The following is a 19,042-nucleotide window of genomic DNA, read 5'->3' on the forward strand; positions in this document are numbered from 1 at the left end:
TACAAAATAATATACTCATATACAACTATTTGTGAACTAAATGGGTAACCCTATTGTAAAATTCATATTGAGATAAAATCCAAACCTTAGGATGGAAAGTTCATAAATATTCATTATATTTGAATAGCCACAAAACATCGAACATGAATTTATTAAAGAGATTTTCAATAACCATTCAGCTATTTTTATTTATAGCTTTTTTACTATTTCTAGTTTTCTCCATAACTGGGTATATTGTTTATAAGCACCAAAAGGAGTTAATCACAAGACATAACGATGATTATCTATACCACCATGTGAGTAGTATGGTAGGTGAGTTTGACTTGGCCTATAAGGATATGCAAGTTGAGGTGAAGGACAATATAAAAATTGCTCACCTTTTATTTTATAGGAACTATTCTGGGAAAATAAAAGTTGATTCTAAAAACAAAATTCAATATCAAGCGGTTAATCAAATCACTAAAGATACCACTGTTGTTATGGTAGATGCTTGGACTTTGGATGGAATTCCAATTCAAAACAATTATTTTATTGTAGATAAAATTAGGGATCTAGGTCCTTCTACTGTTACTATTTTCCAAAAAATAGAGGAGGGTTATTTAAGAATTTCCACTAATGTCTATACTCTTGGTAAGAAAAGGGCGGTCGGTACTTTTATTCCAAACTCTTCAGAAGTGATTAAAACCATTGAAAAAGGAAAGGTTTTTAATGGTAGGGCATTTGTTGTAGATGATTGGTATACTACAGCTTATGAGCCTATTTACGTTGATGGAAAAATTCAAGGCATATTATATGTTGGAGAGAAAGAATCGGAGTTGAAAACGGTAAGTAAGAAACTTAAAGGCGATCGTTTTCTAAAAGATGGTTATGCCTTTATCATGTCAGATAATAACAAGTTTGAAGGGCAGATGCTCATGCATCCTCAGCTTGAAGGCATGAATATTAAAACTTCAAATGATAAAAAACAGTTGCTTCTGTATAACAGTTTGATATCTAATTATCTAATGAATAGAAGTGATGGCCAAGTAGAAAATGAATCGATTGTCAGGTTGCGATTAAAAGACTCTTCTTTGGGTGACGATGTCATGATTTATTACACTTATCATCCATTATTCAATTATTATATAGGAATCATGCTTCCTTATAATAGTTTTGTAAAAGATGAGATGGATATCCTATTTAGTTTAATGCTAAGTAGATTTAGTTTCGCTTTATTATTGTCAATAGTATTGCTTTTTGTTTACACCTTATTCTATAGGAAGAGTTTAGGTAGAATTATTTATTCATTAAACCAACTCAGTAAAGGGATTACTCCAAAACCAATTAGAGTAAGTGGTAGGGATGAAATAGCCAAAACCGCACGAATTCTTAATATCTTAACTAATAGCAATTATGAGTTGATTAAGCAAGTTAAAGAGATTGAAAATGGTAAATACAATGTAAAAGTTAGAGTGAAATCTCAAAAAGATCAATTAGCGATTAGTTTTAATAAAATGGCCCAAAAACTACTCGAATTGGAAAGTTCTAATCGACATCAAATGAGTATTAGGGAAGCGGAGAATGATTTGTTTGATAAAACAAGATTTGCTACCAATATTAAAGATTTCTCAGCCAAAGCCTTAAATTCAGTATCTATATTTTTACACGCCCCTCTCGGCGCTTTTTATATCTACGACTCTTTTAGTAAAACATTAAAGCCCCAAGCTACTATTGGTGTAGAGGGTTCTTTTGAGATGAATACTGTAAGGCTGGGAAGTGGAATTGTAGGACAATCCGCCGAGAAAATGAATAAGATTCAACTGATCAATAATATTCCAGTTGATTTCTATCAAATGAAGACCTCCATTGGTCAAGCAAAACCAATTCAAATCGTTTTAATTCCTCTGCAATTGAATGATCAGCTTATAGGATTAGTAGAATTGGCATCTTTTGAAAAGTTTAAACAAAATGAATTAGAGCTAACAGGTGTTTTGAAAGAAAGCCTGGCCATTTCACTATCTATGACACAGTCTAGGTTAGAAACTCAGTCCTTGCTCGAGCAGATACAAGTTCAAACAGAAGAGTTACGGGTAACTAATGAAACTCTTGAAAAGCAAGCTCAATCTTTACAAGTATCCGAAGAAAACCTACAGGTTCAACAAGAAGAATTACAGGTGACTAATGAAGAATTGGAGTTACAAGCTCAAAGTTTGATGAAGAGTGAAGAGGAGCTTAAAAAGCAAAAAGATGCTTTGGAGAATGAGAATGTGAAGCGTAAAGAGGCGCAAAAACAGCTCGAAATTGCTGTTGAAAAGGCCAATGCAGCTACCAAAGCTAAATCAATGTTCTTGGCTAACATGTCTCACGAAATCCGAACTCCCATGAATGGGGTTATCGGAATTTCAGATATCATGTCACAAACCAAGTTGAATGTGGAACAACAAGGATATATTAAACTCATTTCCACCTCCGCAAATAACCTTTTGACCATTATTAATGACATTTTAGACTTCTCCAAAATTGAAGCTGGAAAAATTGAAATGGAACGTATTCCATTTAGTATCAAAACCATTATTGAAGATACGGCTGATGTATTACAGTTTAAAGCAGCGGAGCAAAACGATGAGATTTATACTTATATAGATAATGAGATTCCACTTTCATTAATAGGTGACCCTGTGAGATTGCAACAAGTCATTATGAACCTTGCTAATAATGCAGTAAAGTTTACAGAAAGTGGAGCTATTACTATCAGTTGTGAGTTACAAAAGGTAACGAACAATAAAGCTCATTTGATGTTTAAAGTGGTGGATACAGGCATTGGTATTTCAGAAGAAGGCCAGAAGAAACTATTCAAGAGCTTTACTCAAGTGGATGCTTCTACAACCCGAAAGTTTGGAGGAACTGGTCTTGGTTTAGTTATTTCAAAAAAACTAATTGAAAAGATGAATGGGGCTTTCGGTGTTGAAAGTGTAGCTGGAGAAGGAAGTACTTTTTATTTTACTGCTTCCTTTAATATTGATAAGGATCAAATACAACAAAAGCAAATTGAAGATAGAAATTATCAGGATCTAAATATTATGATAGTTGATAATCATGAGCCTTCTCAAATGATATTTGCTAAATATTTGGATGCCAAAGAAGCAAAAGTAGTAAGTGCATTTGGTACAAAGCAAGGTATAGAGCTTGTTGCTGAATATGAAAAGAATATGAATCCTTTTGACGTGATATTTGTGGATTACCAAATGCCTGAAATGAATGGGACTCAGTTTATTAAAGAATTGCAGAGCAAGTTTATAAACTTGAAAACCAAGTTTGTGTTATTGACTGCTCAGCAGAATGTGGTGAGTAGTGACGATAAAAAAGTATTGGAAATTTCAGCCTATATGAATAAGCCATTAAAACGCTTGAGCTTATATAATACTATTGAAGAGGTGGTTTTCGGTATTAGTCATGAAGTGGATGTGATTGAAGAAAAGGATGCTAATAAACCAGAAGATTCTAATGTTCCAAAATTACGGATCTTATTGGCAGAAGATAATATGATTAATCAGAAAGTAGCAGTATATAATTTGGAAGCATGGGGGCATAACGTGACCGTAGCTGATAATGGAGAAATTGCATTCCAAAAATATATCGATGGCGAATTTGATATGATTTTAATGGACATCCAAATGCCTGTTTTAGATGGCCTAAAAGCCACTATAAAAATTAGAGAATATGAAAAGGAAAATAATCTGGATCCCATAAAGATTACAGCAATGACTGCCAATGCCTTAAAAGGTGACGATCAGATATGTTTCGATGCAGGAATGGATGCATACATCAGTAAGCCATTTAAAAGACCAGATTTAGAAAGAGTAATTAATAATTAGCGCAAGATGAGTAATCATATATTAGAAATAAGTGACGAAGTTTTAGAATCTTTTTTGGAAAAAATTTTCAAAACTTATGGGATTGATTTTAGGAGATACGGGAAAGCTCATTTGAAGAGAAGGTTTCGCCATAGATTGACCTTTGCAAAATATAGCAGTTTTACTGAAATGAAAGAGGATGTTATAAAGAATAAAGCAGCCTTTGATGCTTTGTTCGAAGATCTTTCTATTAATGTTACAGAGTTGTTTCGCGATCCATTATTTTACGAGAGTTTGCATCAGTTTTTAGTTCAGGTGCCCGAGCAAAAGCCATTGAGTATATGGATTTCTGCCTGTGCATCTGGAGAAGAAGCTTATTCTATATTAATGATGATGGAGCATTTTAAAATTCCTTATGAGCGTATTGTAGCAACTGACTTTAATATGCAAATTGTTGAGAAAGCCTCTAAAGGAATTTTAGATACAACCTATATTAAAGAGTATTTGAAAAACCTTGGAGCTACAAATTTCAATATTGATTTCTATAAGTTTTTCGATTTTAAAGACGATAAATATCATCTAAAAGAACAATTTCTTAAGAAAATAGCTTTTGCTACACAAAATCTAATGGATGAGCATCATTTTGGTTCATTTGATTTGATTTTGTGTCGTAATGTTCTGATTTATTTTGAAAAGGAATTACAAAATCAAGTGATAGATATATTAACTAATAGCCTAGATTCTGAAGGGTTATTATGCCTCGGTGCAAAGGAATCCTTAAGATTTATGGATAGCTATCCTCAATTCAGAACCATTCACCAGAATCATAAAATCTATCAGAAAAAATAATGCTAGACGAAAAGAAAAAATATCAAAAGCTGGTGATTATTGGTGCTTCCGCTGGGGGTATAAATGCAGTACGACAGGTAGTATCTCGCCTTCCAAAGAATTTTGCGGCTCCTATTGTTGTGATTCAACATATGAATTCTTTTATGAATATGTTTTTTATTGATTTTTTGAATTCACACTCTAGTTTAAAAGTAAAAGAAGCGAATCATATGGAATTACTTTTGCCAGGCCGTGTTTATTATGCCCCACCTAATTATCACGCTTTATTAGAAGAAGGTAGAGTTATACTGAATGCAGATCAGAAGGTGAATTATAGCCGGCCCTCAATAGATGTGTTCTTCGAATCAGCGGCTTTTGAAGAAAAAGAAAACTTGATAGCCGTTATATTAACAGGTGCAAATCAAGATGGATCCTATGGTATGGATCTCATTAATGCATGTGGAGGAACCTGTGTGATTCAAGATCCTGAATCAGCAGAGTCTCCTGAGATGCCACGATCGGCTCAAAAAAAGATAGCTGCAGAAAAGGTATTTCTTTTGGAAGATATCGCTGAAGAGCTGATTAGATTAACGAGTAATTAATCTATAGATATTGTTAAAGAAAAAGAAATGCCAAAATTCTTACGAGCATTCTTCCCTGCAATATCAAAAGGAGCTTGGAGAATTAGAACATATCTTTTACCTGTTTCAACAGTAATTCCAGGGTAAACACTCACCGTGTTGCTATTGAGCTGATTAAAGGATGAATTTTGATATCCTGCTCCTACAATGAGCTGCAAATTTTGGTCAAATACATAATAGCCCACATCAGTATTTAAGTACAAACTTCCTTTATGCTCATCCTCAGTTTTCTCAGCAAAAAATAAGTATTGAGCAGCTGCATCTAGAGTGAATTTCTCATTAAAATAAGCAGAGTAAATAAATCCACCACCCACTGATGTGAGATTGTCGGATAATTTTATCGTATTATCAATAGTTTTATTTCCCAAAGGAATATTTGCTCCTGCCACGGCTGCAATATCCATTTTATCATTTCCCCAGAAATTATATTTCACTCCAAGGCCTGTCATGGCTAAATCGGTTGAAATACTTCCCCCAATTTCTACCTTGTCCCATAAACCATAAGTAAACCTAAATCCAAGTCCAGTACTTTTAAAAACACTATCAGAGCTACCATATAAATCTTGTAATTGCCCCTCATTATTCCAGACTTTATGAGAAATGATATGACTAACACTAGGTTCAAATTCAACAATATGGTGGTCAATAGTAGTCGCATTTAGAGATGCTAATTTTGAGTTTGATACACCTCCTATTTGTGCAAAAAGAACATAGGAAGAAATAATTATAATACTTGTAAGAAATATTTTTTTCATGTGATTTGATTTTATTATTCAAAGAAAAGAATAATATTTGAGACTTGAAATACCATATTTAGTAATGTTGAAATCTGGAGAATTCTTTCATATGGTATGGCTTTGATAATGGGGACTTTGTTACTATCTTTGTGTATTCTCATTTTATTATTTTTTCCTGCTAAAATATTGTGATTTTTTCAGGTTTAGATATAGTTGAGAACCCATAACCAAATTATATTCTTCTTAAAAACTAAGAAATGATTAATCAAATCATCAATTTTAGCATCAAGAATAAACTGATGGTGATACTTTTTACTTTAAGTATCGCAGCTTTTGGTGTTTATTCTGTCCTTAATATTCCAGTTGGAGCAGTTCCAGATATCACTAATAATCAAGTACAAGTGATCACTGTTTCCGAAAATTTATCTACACAGGATGTGGAACAATTTATTACATATCCTGTTGAATTAGAAATGGGTAATTTGCCTGGTGTTCAGGAGATTCGATCCATATCAAAGTTTGGTTTGTCGGTAGTTACTATTGTTTTTGATGAGGATATGGGAACTTATCTTCCACGCCAATTAATTTCTGAAAAACTAAAAGCGGCGTCTGAAAATATACCAGAAGGATTTGGAACTCCAGAAATGGGACCTATTTCTACAGGTCTAGGTGAGATTTACCAGTATATTCTAGACGTTGAACCCGAATTTAAAGATAAGTATTCGCCTATGGAGCTTCGGACCATACAGGATTGGGTAGTAAAAAGACAATTAACAGGTATTCAGGGAGTAGTTGAAGTAAACACCTGGGGAGGTTTCTTAAAACAATACGAAATTGCTATTGATCCAGAAAAAATAACATCCTATGGGATTACTTTACTCGATATTTATAATGCCATTAAAGCCAACAACAGTTTGGCAGGTGGAGCCTATATTGAAAAAGAAAACTTTACCTATTTCATTCGTGGTAACGGAATGATCGATTCTAACACTGAGCTCGAAAAAATCAGAATGAAAACCACTGATGGTTACCCTATTTTATTGGGAGACATTGCAGAAGTGAAATTTGGTTATGCCAATAGGTTTGGCGCCATTACCGCCAATGCTGAAGGTGAAAAAGTGATGGGACAAATCATGATGCTCAAAGATGCCAATTCAAAAGAAGTGATTGATGCAGTAATCCAACGTGTGGCGGAAGTACAAAAATCATTACCAGAAGGTGTTTTTATCAATCCTGTATTAGAAAGAAGTGAGTTGATAGGTAAGACTTCTTTTACCATCATTGAGAATTTGCTTTTGGGATGTATCATTGTGATATTGATTGTGGTTCTTTTGTTAGGGAATATGAGGTCTGCTTTAGTTATTGCATCAATCATTCCACTTTCCTTACTTTTTACCATCAGTATGATGTATTTAATGGGAATTGATGCCAACCTGATGAGCTTAGGGGCTTTAGACTTTGGTATTATTATAGACGGAGCAGTTATTATTGTGGAATTTGTAGCGCTTCGAATTAGTATGGCGGGCAAGGAGTTGGCTGGTTTGCCGAAATCAGAGGCTAAAATTCTTAAAGATAAAATTACTTTCGAGGGCTCCTCTAAAATGATCAATTCAGCTATTTTTGGGCAAGTGATTATTCTTATTGTATTGATTCCTGTCTTTGTACTTGAAGGAGTAGAAGGCAAAATGTTCCGTCCGATGGCTTCTGCTTTTAGCTTTGCCATTATTGGTGCTATGATATTTGGATTAACATGGATTCCTGCTGCATCAGCCATGTTTTTAAAAGCAGAAAAAAAAGAGAATAAATGGACTGCCACCATCATGAAATGGCTTTATGCCTCCTATGCACCAGTTCTTAAACTGGCATATAAATTTAAAAATGTAGTTTTTGCTATGGCCATTTTATCTCTCCTATTGACAGGCTACCTATTTTCACAAATGGGAGGTGAATTTGTTCCCACTTTAGATGAAGGCGATTTTGTGATTCAACCTGTATTAAAAACCGGAACTTCATTATCTAAAACCATTGAGTTGACCACTAAAATGGAGGATATTATTTTAACTAAGTTCCCGGATGAAGTGGATCAAATTGTGTGTAGAATTGGTGCAGCAGAAGTTCCAACCGACCCTATGTCCATGGAAGAAATAGACATGATTATTAAGCTAAATCCTCGAAAGCAATGGGTTAAGGCCTCCTCAAAAGAAGAGCTGGCCAACCTTTTCAAGGAGGAGTTGATGATTATCCCAGGGATAGATTATGAATTTACTCAGCCCATTGAGATGAGGTTCAATGAGTTGATAACAGGAGTACGAGCCGATTTAGCCATTAAGCTTTTTGGTGAAGATTTGGATTACTTAAATCAAAAAGCTTTGGAAATCAAGTCTTTGATTGTAGATGTTCCAGGTGCAGCTGATGTAATAGTTGAAAAAACAGCAGGCCTTCCTCAAATGGTGGTAGATTATAAAAGAAATATGGTTTCTCATTATGGCTTAACCATAGAAGAGCTCAACCAGCAACTATCTAGTGCTTTTGGTGGTGCTGTGGCTGGAAAAGTATTTGAAGGGGAAAGAAGGTTTGATTTAGTCGTTAGGTTAGATAAAAAATTCAGGCAAAACATCGAAAATATCAGGCAGTTGAAAATTGGTTTACCCGATGGAGGATTGATTCCACTTTCCCAAGTAGCTAAGATTTATCATACCACAGCTCCAGCAAAAATATCGCGTGAAAATACACAGAGAAGGGTAGTGGTCAGTGTAAATGTGAGAAATCGTGATTTAGAATCCGTAGTTAAAGATGTGGAAGGAATTTTAAGTACTAAGCTTAAACTAGACTCCGGTTATTATGTTCAGTATGGTGGACAGTTTGAGAATTTGAAGAATGCCACCAACCGCTTAATGGTAGCAGTTCCCATAGCATTGATTTTAATCTTTATCTTTCTTCATTTTGCATTCAAATCTTTTAAAGAAGCCATTATGATATTTTCTGCAGTTCCTCTTTCTGCGGTTGGAGGTGTTTTACTGCTCTGGATTAGAGATATGCCTTTTAGTGTTTCGGCAGGAATTGGATTTATTGCTCTTTTTGGGGTTGCCGTGTTAAATGGAATCGTCTTATTGGAGCATCTAAAGCATTTAAAAGAATCTGGGATTAAGGATATTAAAGAATTGATTTTTAAGGCTACTAAAGAAAGGTTGAGACCTGTCCTGTTAACAGCAGCTGCAGCAGCATTGGGTTTTTTGCCCATGGCTATCTCCACCTCTTCTGGAGCGGAAGTTCAAAGGCCATTGGCTACAGTTGTGATTGGGGGCTTGGTGACAGCAACCTTGTTAACCATGATTCTACTTCCTCTTCTTTTCTCGGTATTTCATGATGTGAAAACAGTGAAATTATTTCCTCCTAAATTAATTAGAAATTCAATTGTAATATTTGGAGCTTTCTTCCTATTGACCAATCAGATTTTTGCACAAGTTCAGATTAATAGTCTAGATGAATTATTATCTATGACTTATGAAAACAATGCTGGACTTAAAGCTGCTCAATTGGGAGTGGAGGAAGCTGAGGCTATGGAGCCTAGTGCTTTTTCAATTGACCCTACCAATATTTATTATGATTTTGATCAGAATAATATGGCGGATAATGGGCATCCTCTAAATGTTTTTGGTATTGAGCAGAGTTTTCTATTTCCTACTTTGTATTTTATAGGAAAGAAAGTGAATAAACTAAATACAGAGCTGGTACAAACCCAATATGAGATTGAGAAAAGTAGATTGTCACGAGAAGTTTCATTGAAGTATATTGAGTTGCAATATCATTTAAACAAATCTGAATATTTAAACTATGTGGATAGTATATTTAGTCATTTTGTAAAGTCAATAGAAAAAGAGTATGAGTTAGGAGGAGTAAGTGCTTTGGAGAAATTAAATGCACAAGCTCGTAAAAATGAGTTATTATTAATGCTTAAGGAGTTGGATTTTGATTTGGCCAAATGCAAAGAGAGTTTGAAGCAATTATGTAATACAGACACAATTTTGCTATTTACTCAAATAGGTTTAGATGAGGTTATTATTGATGTTTTTACAATAAGCAATCCTTATCAGCTAATGTTCGAACAAAATATAGCCATTAAGAAAGCAGAATTATCATGGAATAAAAACACCCTATTGCCCAGTATCAATTTAGGGTATTATAATGGGAGTAATCAATTTGAAAATTCAAAAAATTACAATGGATATACTGTTGGGTTGGGGATTCCTATATTTTTTGGTGAACAAAGATCCAGAATAAAATCAGGAAAAATAGGAATTGAAATAGAGGAGGAGAGATACCAGAATCTGAAAAAAATAATGACTTCTACTAAAAATGAATGGCAATTGGAGTTACAAAAGCAAGACGAGTATATTGAGAACTATAGACTATTTGCCAAACCCATGTATGAAGAATTGATGCAAGCCACTCAGACTTTCAGAAGTACTGGTGAGATAGGTATCTATCAATATATTATCAGTTTAGAAACAGCTGTGCAAATACAATTAGATTATTTGAATAGTTTGTGGCAAAAGCAAAATGCTATGGTTGAATTAAAGTATTTAAACTTATAAAGAATGAAAATCAAGACATATAATGCGATCTATTGGAATATTATCATTTCCCTATTTTTTATTTCCTGTCAAAATAACACCGTTATAGAGGAGGAGGCTCAAGGTGAAACTACCATTGAGGAATGGATTGTCATAGAAAAGCAGGCCTTTGAGGCCGAGCATATGAAGTTGGAAACCATGAAAGCGCAAAACTTCTCAAAAACCTATCAAACCACAGGAAAGATTATTACAAACTATCAATCTTCAGCCATGGTAAACACATCTATTTCTGGTAAAATAAATGATGTAAAAGTGGTTTTGAATCAAAATGTAGAAAAAGGGCAAGTATTGTGTACTGTAGAGAGCAATGAATTTATTGAATTACAGAAGAATTACCTTGTTGCATTGGCGCAACTAAAGCCTGTCAAATCAAATTATTTGAGACAAAAGCAGTTGTTTGAAGAAAATATTTCTTCTGAAAAAGCCTTTTTAGAAGCAGAGTCAGTATATGAAATCCTTTTAGCGGAAGTAGATGCCAGTAGGGCACAGCTTGAGAATATGCAGCTTTCTAAGGAATTGCTGAATGGTGGAAAAATACAGAATTACTTCAATATTTACGCTCCCATTGAAGGTCAAATACAGCAAATCAATTCTCAAATTGGCGAGTATGTTGAGCCACAGAATGTACTCATGCATATTGTAAATGGAAAAAATGCCTTATTGGAGTTTGTGATTTATGCCGATTTTGCAAGCAATATAGAAGTCGGTCAACATTTACATTTTTTCACTTCAGTCGATCGAACTAAAGATTATGAGGCTAAAGTGATTTCAGTGGGGCAATCTATGAATTCAGAATTACAAGGTGTGGTATGTCAGGCCAGTATAATGGGCGAAGAGTCTTTAATTCCAGGGAGTAAAGTAATGCTCGAACTGTTTTATAATAATATCAATCTTTTCGCTATTGACCATGAGGCAGTTTTGAAAGCTGAAAATAAATATTACGTTGTAGTGTTGGAAAAAGAAGATGAAATGCGATATTATTTCAAGAAAACAGAAGTAAAAATAGGGGAGTCAAATGATGAATTTACCGAAATCAAAACGCCTCAGATTAAGGGTCAAATATTAACCAAAGGCGCTTATTATGTTAATTTGGAAGAGTAAAAGCTTATAAAGGCTCCTCCATGCCCTTTTTCATCAAAGCCAGTCTTAACTGGCTATAGCTATATTGGTCATTTAATGCTTTTCTTAATTCTGTTAAGCTTTTAAACTCCATATCGTTGATAGTCCTGATGATTTCATTTATGATTTTTTCGTCAACCAAATCTTCTACAGTAATTTCTCCTGTCGGTAAATATTGTATCAAGTGTCCTTCGATGGTGGTAGTTACCAATCCCCGCTCTTTGGCTATTTCATTTACGGTCATGCCACTTTGAAACATTTCGAGACTGATTTCTTTGGTGGGTTTTTTGGATTTCTTTTTAGGCTTTTCTACAAGCTCTAATTTTTCTTCAGTAGAAAATTCTTTACCAATCTGTATGCAATATTCTCGGATAATATCCACCAAATCATCACCATATTTATTAATTTTAGCTTTGCCTATTCCGTGTACCTTTTTCAGCTCGTTTAAAGTTGTGGGTAAAGATTCGCACATGCCAAATAGTGATTTCTGAGTGAAGACCTGAAAATGTTCAATATCTTCATCAGTAGCCATGGTGTTGCGGTATTTCTTCAAGGTTTTAAACAGATCTGGATGGGCGCTTAAATCATCCGCTGGGCGACTTTCTTTTACTCTGGAAACGACCTTCTTTTGGAAAATAGAATCGGCCCGAAGCTTCAAATAATTCTGCGTTTCAAAGCCATTGATACAACCTTTAAGGCAAAATATTTTCTGTTCTACCAAGTCTTCTAATTCTTTTAAGTCTTTTTTAAAGTCTTTAAGTATGGCTTTATTATCGCTAGAGTAGGAGAGTTCGGATAGTGGTGAACTAATGTGAATATCAATATGTGTAAGAAAGTAAGCTACGGCTTTTTTGATACGCTCTTGAATCTCGTTTACTTGTTCCACTTCTGTGACCCCTTCGCTCATAGTTCTTAATTGATTGGAAAATCCTCCGCCAATCTTAATGAGTTCCTGAGTGCCTTCCTCTCTCATTTTTTTTAGAGGACCGTCTAAATTCCCCAATAGGCTGCCACCACTATTATAATGTGCCTTCTGACATTTATTGAGGAAGTATTGAATTTGTTTAAAGCTGAATAGTTGTTCGAGTAGGTAGAGTTGGTATTCTTTCTTGGAATCATTGAGTTTCTGATGATCGGGTTGTTGGCTTTCTACTTCTTGAGAAAAATGAATCACTCTATTGTCCTGTATAATTCCTTGCTGATTGATTGGGCTTTTTAAAACGATTCCTTCCAGTGTTTTACATCTACTCAAAGCCACATAAGTTTGTCCGTGTGCAAAAGAGGCTTCAGCATCTATAATGGCTTTTTCAAAAGTTAATCCTTGGCTTTTGTGGATAGTGATAGACCAAGCTAAACGTAAAGGAATTTGAGTGAAAACACCAATGATGTCTTCTTTGATTTCGTTTTTGGAGTCTATAGAATATTTGATATTATGCCAGCTTTCTCGCTCTACAGTAATTTCTTCAGCATCACCTGGACATTGCACATTAAGTCCGTCTTTATCCATATAGGTAATGGTGCCAATCTTTCCATTAAAAAATTGCTTATCAGGACTGCTGTCATTCTTGATAAACATCACTTGTGCACCTACTTTTAACTCTAATTCTTCATCATTGGGGAAAGCATATTCAGGGAAATCTCCTTCAATTTCAGCATCATAAAATCGACTTGTTTTGCTCAATTGCTTCAGCTCAGCATCATTCATATGCTTGGCTCTTCTGTTATGGGTAGTTAGTGTAATATAACCCTCCTCATTTTTAGGCACAAAATTGGGATTGTATTGTTGATTCAATCTTTTTAAGGATTGCTCATCAATATTATTATTTCTAATTTGATTGAGGATGGAAATGAAATCTTGGTTTTCTTGTCGATATATATGTTTTAATTCTATACTAATAGCATTGGCTTCTTGAAAAGCTCGGCTGCTAAAAAAGAAAGCATTGTCGTAATAATCTTTTAGTAAACTCCATTCATCGTTTTTTACGACGGGGGCCAATTGTTGCAAATCTCCAATCATTAAAACCTGTACTCCACCAAATACTTCAGAGCCATTCTTAAATCGTCTTAAAACTTGATCAATTCCATCCAATAAATCTGCTCTCACCATACTCACTTCATCAATAATGAGGAGGTCGAGAGAGCGAATAATATCTATTTTTTTCTTGTTGAACTTTTGAACTCCTGTATTTTTAGTGTTTTTATTTCCGGGGCCAGCATAGAGTTGATTGGGTAGGATGGGTCCGAATGGCATTTGGAAGAAAGAGTGTATGGTTACGCCTTTGGCATTAATAGCAGCTACACCCGTTGGAGCTACCACCACCATTCGTTTATTGGTTTTGGCTTTTATTTGGTGGAGGAAAGTGGTTTTCCCAGTTCCAGCTTTACCGGTCAGATAAATATTACGATTGGTATTTTCTACAAATTGCCAAGCTAAGTCTAATTCTGGATTCACTTTCATAATAGGAATGCTTTAGTCTACAAAGTTAAAACTATTCCTTGGAAAAAATGGTGAAATGAACAAACGATGGAGCTTTTATAACCAAAGTGCTTCGGTAGTTTTCTAATGTTCATTGATATGTGATTTTATGCCATCTGATACAGAAATGATTAGAAAAATATAGGAGTACACTTTTAATCAGAAGTTGAGAATACACTTTCGATTGCATATTTAAGCTCATGTAAATTCCAGATTGTAATCTCAGAATATTTCTATTTAGATAAGATCTAAGCATGCGTAATTTGAAGTATATATATACTTCAAAATCAATTAGAAAGGTATGGTTCCCCAAACTTCGGCCATTTTAATTGAGGTTTTATAAATCCACCAAAATACGTTAGAATTAGTGTTAATATTTATCTGTAAATATTTATAATGCAAAAGTCAAGATATTCAGAAACACAAATTGTTTCTGTTATAGAGAAGCATGAACAATGAATGCCGATTTATATCTTTAGTGAATTAGCCAACCAACCTTTAAATTGGAAATCCAACGGCAGAGGGTTTGAAGTTCTAAAAGTTATCAGGTTACAAGAATTAATGGAGAAAATGCTTAATGAACATGTATTTATATCGCTGTACTGAGCTAAGAAATTAAGCAGATGAATAAATGAGTATATGATGAATAGTGACTGTCTTGTATCTCAAGAAACTTAAACCACAAATCATCCAATGAATTACTAGGAATTTGACTTGGAAAGATTAATTTTGAAAGTTGAAAAAAAAGGAAATAAAATAGTTTTTATAAATACTATACTTATAAGAAGGTATATTTTAGTGTGATTGTATATGGAGATGAAAAAAATAGCCATAATTGAAGATGATGAAATTATTGCTCAAATGATTGTTCGCATGTTGGAAAAGCATGGTTATGTGGCTCTTCCTCCTGCCAGTACTTTTGAGGAAGGAATTGCTCTTATTGAGGATAATGTGGCAGATGTATTTCTTCTTGATATTCATTTACAAGGGGAGAAGGATGGTATCGAACTAGGCAAAATCATTCAAAATTCTATTCAAAAGCCTTTTCTTTTTTTAACCTCCGAGACCTGTACGAGCTTAATTGATAGGGCTGTTAAAACAAAACCGTCAGCTTACCTGGCAAAACCTTTTAAAATGCATGATTTGTATAGCGCGCTTGAAATTTGTTTTAGTCAATATCAGGAGCCCAATCAGGAGCCCAATTGGGAGAATCAATCACAGATAATTAAGCAAAAAAGTTTATTTATTAAGCAAGAACAAGCTTTTGTGAAGATTGATCAGAATAGTATATTTTACATCAAAAGTGAACATGTTTATTTGAGCATTTTTCTCTCTAATGGCAAGAAGCATTTAGTTAGAGGGTGTTTGAAAGATATTATTAAACAATTAGGAAGTTCTTTCATTAGAACTCAAAGGTCTTATATTATTAATAAAGACTATATTGAATCTTATAATAAACGTCATGTTGTTATTGATAATCAAAGCCTACCAATTGGCGAAAAGTACTTAGAATCATTTAACAAGCACATAAATAATTGAATACATAAATCTTTTCTATTTTTCAATTCAATACTCTCTGATTTTAGAACATTAATCGACTATTTCAGAACATTTTTCATGCCTACTTAAGACATACTTCTTAATTTTGTTAATTAAATGCTAAAAATAAGATGCTAATAAATTGTAGGGCTTAAAATTTCTTCATACCTTTATTAAGGGACTTGTTCTTTACGACCAATTTATTATTTCTATTCAAACGATGTGTATTTATTTAAATGAGTTTAAGTTTTTATAAATCACAAGTAACCACAATGTTTATTTTGAAATTGCACATTTATTAAAAAAATTGAAGCTATGATATCAAAATTGAAACGAACCGCCTCGTTTTTCACCATTTTATGTTTATTGTTTTTAAGTTTTTCACAGGGAGTGCAGGCTCAAGTAGTTTGTGGACCAGTTAATACTTTATACCAAACAATAGGTCAGGTTAATGGAGTTAACCAAACAATAACTAAAGTATTTAGATACAATGCTTTTCAACAAACCTATATTGAAGTAGGTGAATTAGAAGGATCAGTCTATAATGCTGCTTCAAATTCGGCATATAATGCTACCACACAGTTGATTTATTCTAGTGCTGGTAGTACAACAGTTCGTGTATATGATCCTGCCGATAACTATAAATATATGGGTGATATTAAAATTACAGGGAATTCTAAAAATTTCAATAATACTTTGTTTGCATATGAGGATAATGTAGGTTTTGTAAATGGAACTAAAGTTGTACTTTTCGATATAACGGGCTTAAGTTTATCTCCAACAGTTCCCGTAACTGTATCTGTAACCGAAAAAACCTTTGCAAGTCAGTCAGGAGCTCCTGCTGATTATTCTTTAATTGGAGATGAGATATATGGTGTGAACGGAACCTCGCTTAGGGTAATGAATATATCTGACCCTTCTAATAATGGTACTGCTACTGTAACAAATAAATCAATCTCTTTTGATAATTCTTTAGACGGTGTAGCTACTAGTAGTGGTTTTGGAGCCACTTGGCAAGATAGAAATGGAAACTTTTATTTCTTTAATAATGGAAATGGTTCCATTTATAAAATTACCGATATCTTAAATGCGCCAGCTTCTAATGTTTCAGCTGTAAAGGTGTTATTGGCAAATAAATCAGGTATTAATGATGGTTTTGGTTGTGAAATCGGTCCAGACCCTTTAGATTGGGATGATGATGGCATCGAGAATAATGATGATATTGATGATGATAATGATGGGATTTTAGATATTAATGAATCTCCGTTTTATCCTGGAGTTGATCCCGCAGGGGATCATGATGGGGATGGCTTTTTTAATTTTAATGACACCGATTATCCAGATTTTATTGATGTAAATTCTGATAATATAAATGATCATTTTGATTTTGATTTAGATGGAATTCCAAATTCATATGATTTAGATAGTGATAATGATGGAATACCTGATAATGTTGAAGGTCAAGCTACAGTTGGGTACACACCACCAAGTGGTTTAGATAATGATGGTGATGGATTGGACAATGTGTATGATACTACTCCCAATGGATTGAGTAATGGTTCAGGGTCTTTAGGTTTAACAGGAATACCAAATACAGATGGCACTGGAACTCTTAATCCTGACTTCTTAGATGTAGATTCAGATGACGATGGATTGTATGATACTGTTGAAGCTGGTATCACCCTTTTAGGAATAGATAGTGATTTGGATGGATTAGACGATGCTGTTGACACAACTGATGATGTTACTGATCCTAATGGAACTATTAATGACCCAAGTACTTTACCTGATGAAGATAGTGATGTGAACTCTGGTGGTGATGTAGATTATAGAGATTCAAAAGACTCAGATAATGATGATGTTTTAGATGCAGATGATTTGGATGATGATAATGATGGGATTTTTGATTTAGATGAATATCCAGGATTAGATCCTTTTGGAGATGAAGATGGTGATGGAATATTCAATTATGCCGATGCTGTTGACAATGGGACAGGAGATGGTTCTTCAACTAATTATACCGATGCCAATAATAATGGCATTCCTGATGCCTTCGATGTTGATGGTGATGGGATTCCTAATCATTTAGATTTGGATAGTGACGGAGATTTATGTAATGATGTTCTTGAAGCCGAAAATGCCGATCCAAATAATGATGGAATTCTTGGGGTTTTACCAACAATAGTTGATTCACAAGGGAAAGTTATTGGAACCTTACCAGTAACTGGTGCTTATGATGGCACAAATATAGCTGTAACTACTTATGGCGCAGGAGGTGTGATTACAACTCAACCAACAGCCAGTGTCAGTACAATTTGTTTTGGAATTAATGCAACATTTACAATAAATGTAACAGGTGGTGGACTGGTTTATAGATGGCAAGAAAAAATAGGAGCAGGAACTTGGGCGAATTTATCTGATGGAGGAATATATAGTAATACTGCAACAGAAAGTTTAACTTTAACTGCACCTCCAATAGCTCATTCAGGAAGAAAATATAGAGTTCTTATTACTAGTACAACAAATGTTTGTACAGATTTAACTTCAGATGAAGTGGAGTTAATTGTCAATGCCTTACCTGCAGTACCAACAGTAACAGTAGCAGCAGCAGATTGTGATGGAGCTGCAGTAGTAACGATAACGAATTACAGCGCAGCATTAACATATACCTTTAGCCCTTCCGATGGAATAAGCCAAGTAGGCGGCTTAGTATCAGGTGGCACAGATGGAGACACATATACAGTAACTGCTAACAGTGCAGTACCCGAGAGTTGTGAGAGTTTAGCTTCAGCGAGTTTCACCTTTGACAGTGATGCACAATTTGCAACACCAGATGCCCCGACAGTAACGGTAGCAGCAGCGGATTGTGATGGAGCTGCAGTCGTAACGATAACGAATTACAGCGCAGCATTATCATATACCTTTAGCCCTTCCGATGGAATTAGTCAAGCAGGCGGCGTTATAACCGGCGGCACAGATGGAGACATATATACAGTAACCGCTACTACTCCAGTACCGGAGAGTTGTGAGAGTTTAGCCTCAGCGAGTTTTGAATTTGATGCCTCAATACATAACCCAATTGCAGATTTAGTAATGGAAAAGACAGTTGATGATGCCGCCGCAAATGTAGGAGACAATGTTATTTTCACATTGAAAGTAAACAATAATGGACCGTGTGCCGCAACTGGCGTATCAGTTAGTGATCAGCTTCCCACTGGATATACTTATGTATCAG

General features: G+C 34.5%; 9 protein-coding genes. 7 read left to right on the forward strand and 2 right to left on the reverse strand.

Annotation, left to right across the window (positions count from 1 at the left end):
- Positions 1-143: 143 nt before the first annotated feature.
- Genes HNS38_RS17655 through HNS38_RS17665 form a run of 3 tightly spaced genes read left to right on the forward strand, consistent with a single transcriptional unit; the run spans position 144 to position 5,263 of the window.
- Entirely contained in the window at positions 144-3,854 is a 3,711-nt protein-coding gene (locus tag HNS38_RS17655) for a Cache 3/Cache 2 fusion domain-containing protein (RefSeq protein ID WP_172281423.1), read from the forward strand.
- 6 nt (positions 3,855-3,860) lie between these two features.
- Positions 3,861-4,682 (forward strand): protein-glutamate O-methyltransferase CheR, encoded by an 822-nt coding sequence (locus HNS38_RS17660; protein ID WP_172346825.1) that lies wholly within the window; start codon positions 3,861-3,863, stop codon positions 4,680-4,682.
- Positions 4,682-5,263 carry a chemotaxis protein CheB gene (locus tag HNS38_RS17665; RefSeq protein ID WP_172281419.1) on the forward strand — a complete coding sequence of 194 codons (582 nt, stop codon included), beginning with the start codon at positions 4,682-4,684 and terminating at the stop codon, positions 5,261-5,263. Before HNS38_RS17660 ends, HNS38_RS17665 begins: the two co-directional genes overlap by 1 nt.
- Here HNS38_RS17665 and HNS38_RS17670 read toward each other — a convergent pair.
- Positions 5,260-6,057: a transporter gene (locus HNS38_RS17670; RefSeq protein WP_172281417.1), complete on the reverse strand. Its 798-nt coding sequence runs from the start codon at positions 6,055-6,057 to the stop codon at positions 5,260-5,262. The genes HNS38_RS17665 and HNS38_RS17670 overlap by 4 nt on opposite strands.
- 239 nt (positions 6,058-6,296) lie before the next feature.
- Between HNS38_RS17670 and HNS38_RS17675 the strand changes: the two genes are divergently transcribed.
- Together HNS38_RS17675 and HNS38_RS17680 are read left to right on the forward strand one after the other, a co-directional pair.
- Positions 6,297-10,634, forward strand: coding sequence for a CusA/CzcA family heavy metal efflux RND transporter (locus HNS38_RS17675; RefSeq protein ID WP_172346826.1), 4,338 nt, complete (start codon positions 6,297-6,299; stop codon positions 10,632-10,634).
- A 3-nt stretch (positions 10,635-10,637) separates the two neighbouring features.
- On the forward strand, positions 10,638-11,774 hold the full coding sequence (locus tag HNS38_RS17680) for an efflux RND transporter periplasmic adaptor subunit (protein ID WP_172281415.1): 1,137 nt from the start codon (positions 10,638-10,640) through the stop codon (positions 11,772-11,774).
- Positions 11,775-11,778: 4 nt separating this feature from the next.
- On the opposite strand, the gene HNS38_RS21005 is transcribed toward HNS38_RS17680, so the two are convergent.
- Positions 11,779-14,250, reverse strand: a complete 2,472-nt coding sequence (locus HNS38_RS21005; protein WP_172281413.1) for a helix-turn-helix domain-containing protein — start codon at positions 14,248-14,250, stop codon at positions 11,779-11,781.
- Between the two features lie 828 nt (positions 14,251-15,078).
- Between HNS38_RS21005 and HNS38_RS17690 the strand changes: the two genes are divergently transcribed.
- Together HNS38_RS17690 and HNS38_RS17695 are read left to right on the forward strand one after the other, a co-directional pair.
- Entirely contained in the window at positions 15,079-15,807 is a 729-nt protein-coding gene (locus tag HNS38_RS17690; RefSeq protein WP_172281411.1) for a LytTR family DNA-binding domain-containing protein, read from the forward strand.
- 315 nt (positions 15,808-16,122) lie between these two features.
- On the forward strand, positions 16,123-19,042 hold a 2,920-nt coding region (locus tag HNS38_RS17695), incomplete at its 3' end, for a DUF11 domain-containing protein (protein ID WP_172346828.1).

It is taken from the genome of Lentimicrobium sp. L6 (genome assembly GCF_013166655.1).
In the GTDB taxonomy this organism is placed as follows: Bacteria; Bacteroidota; Bacteroidia; order Bacteroidales; family UBA12170; genus UBA12170.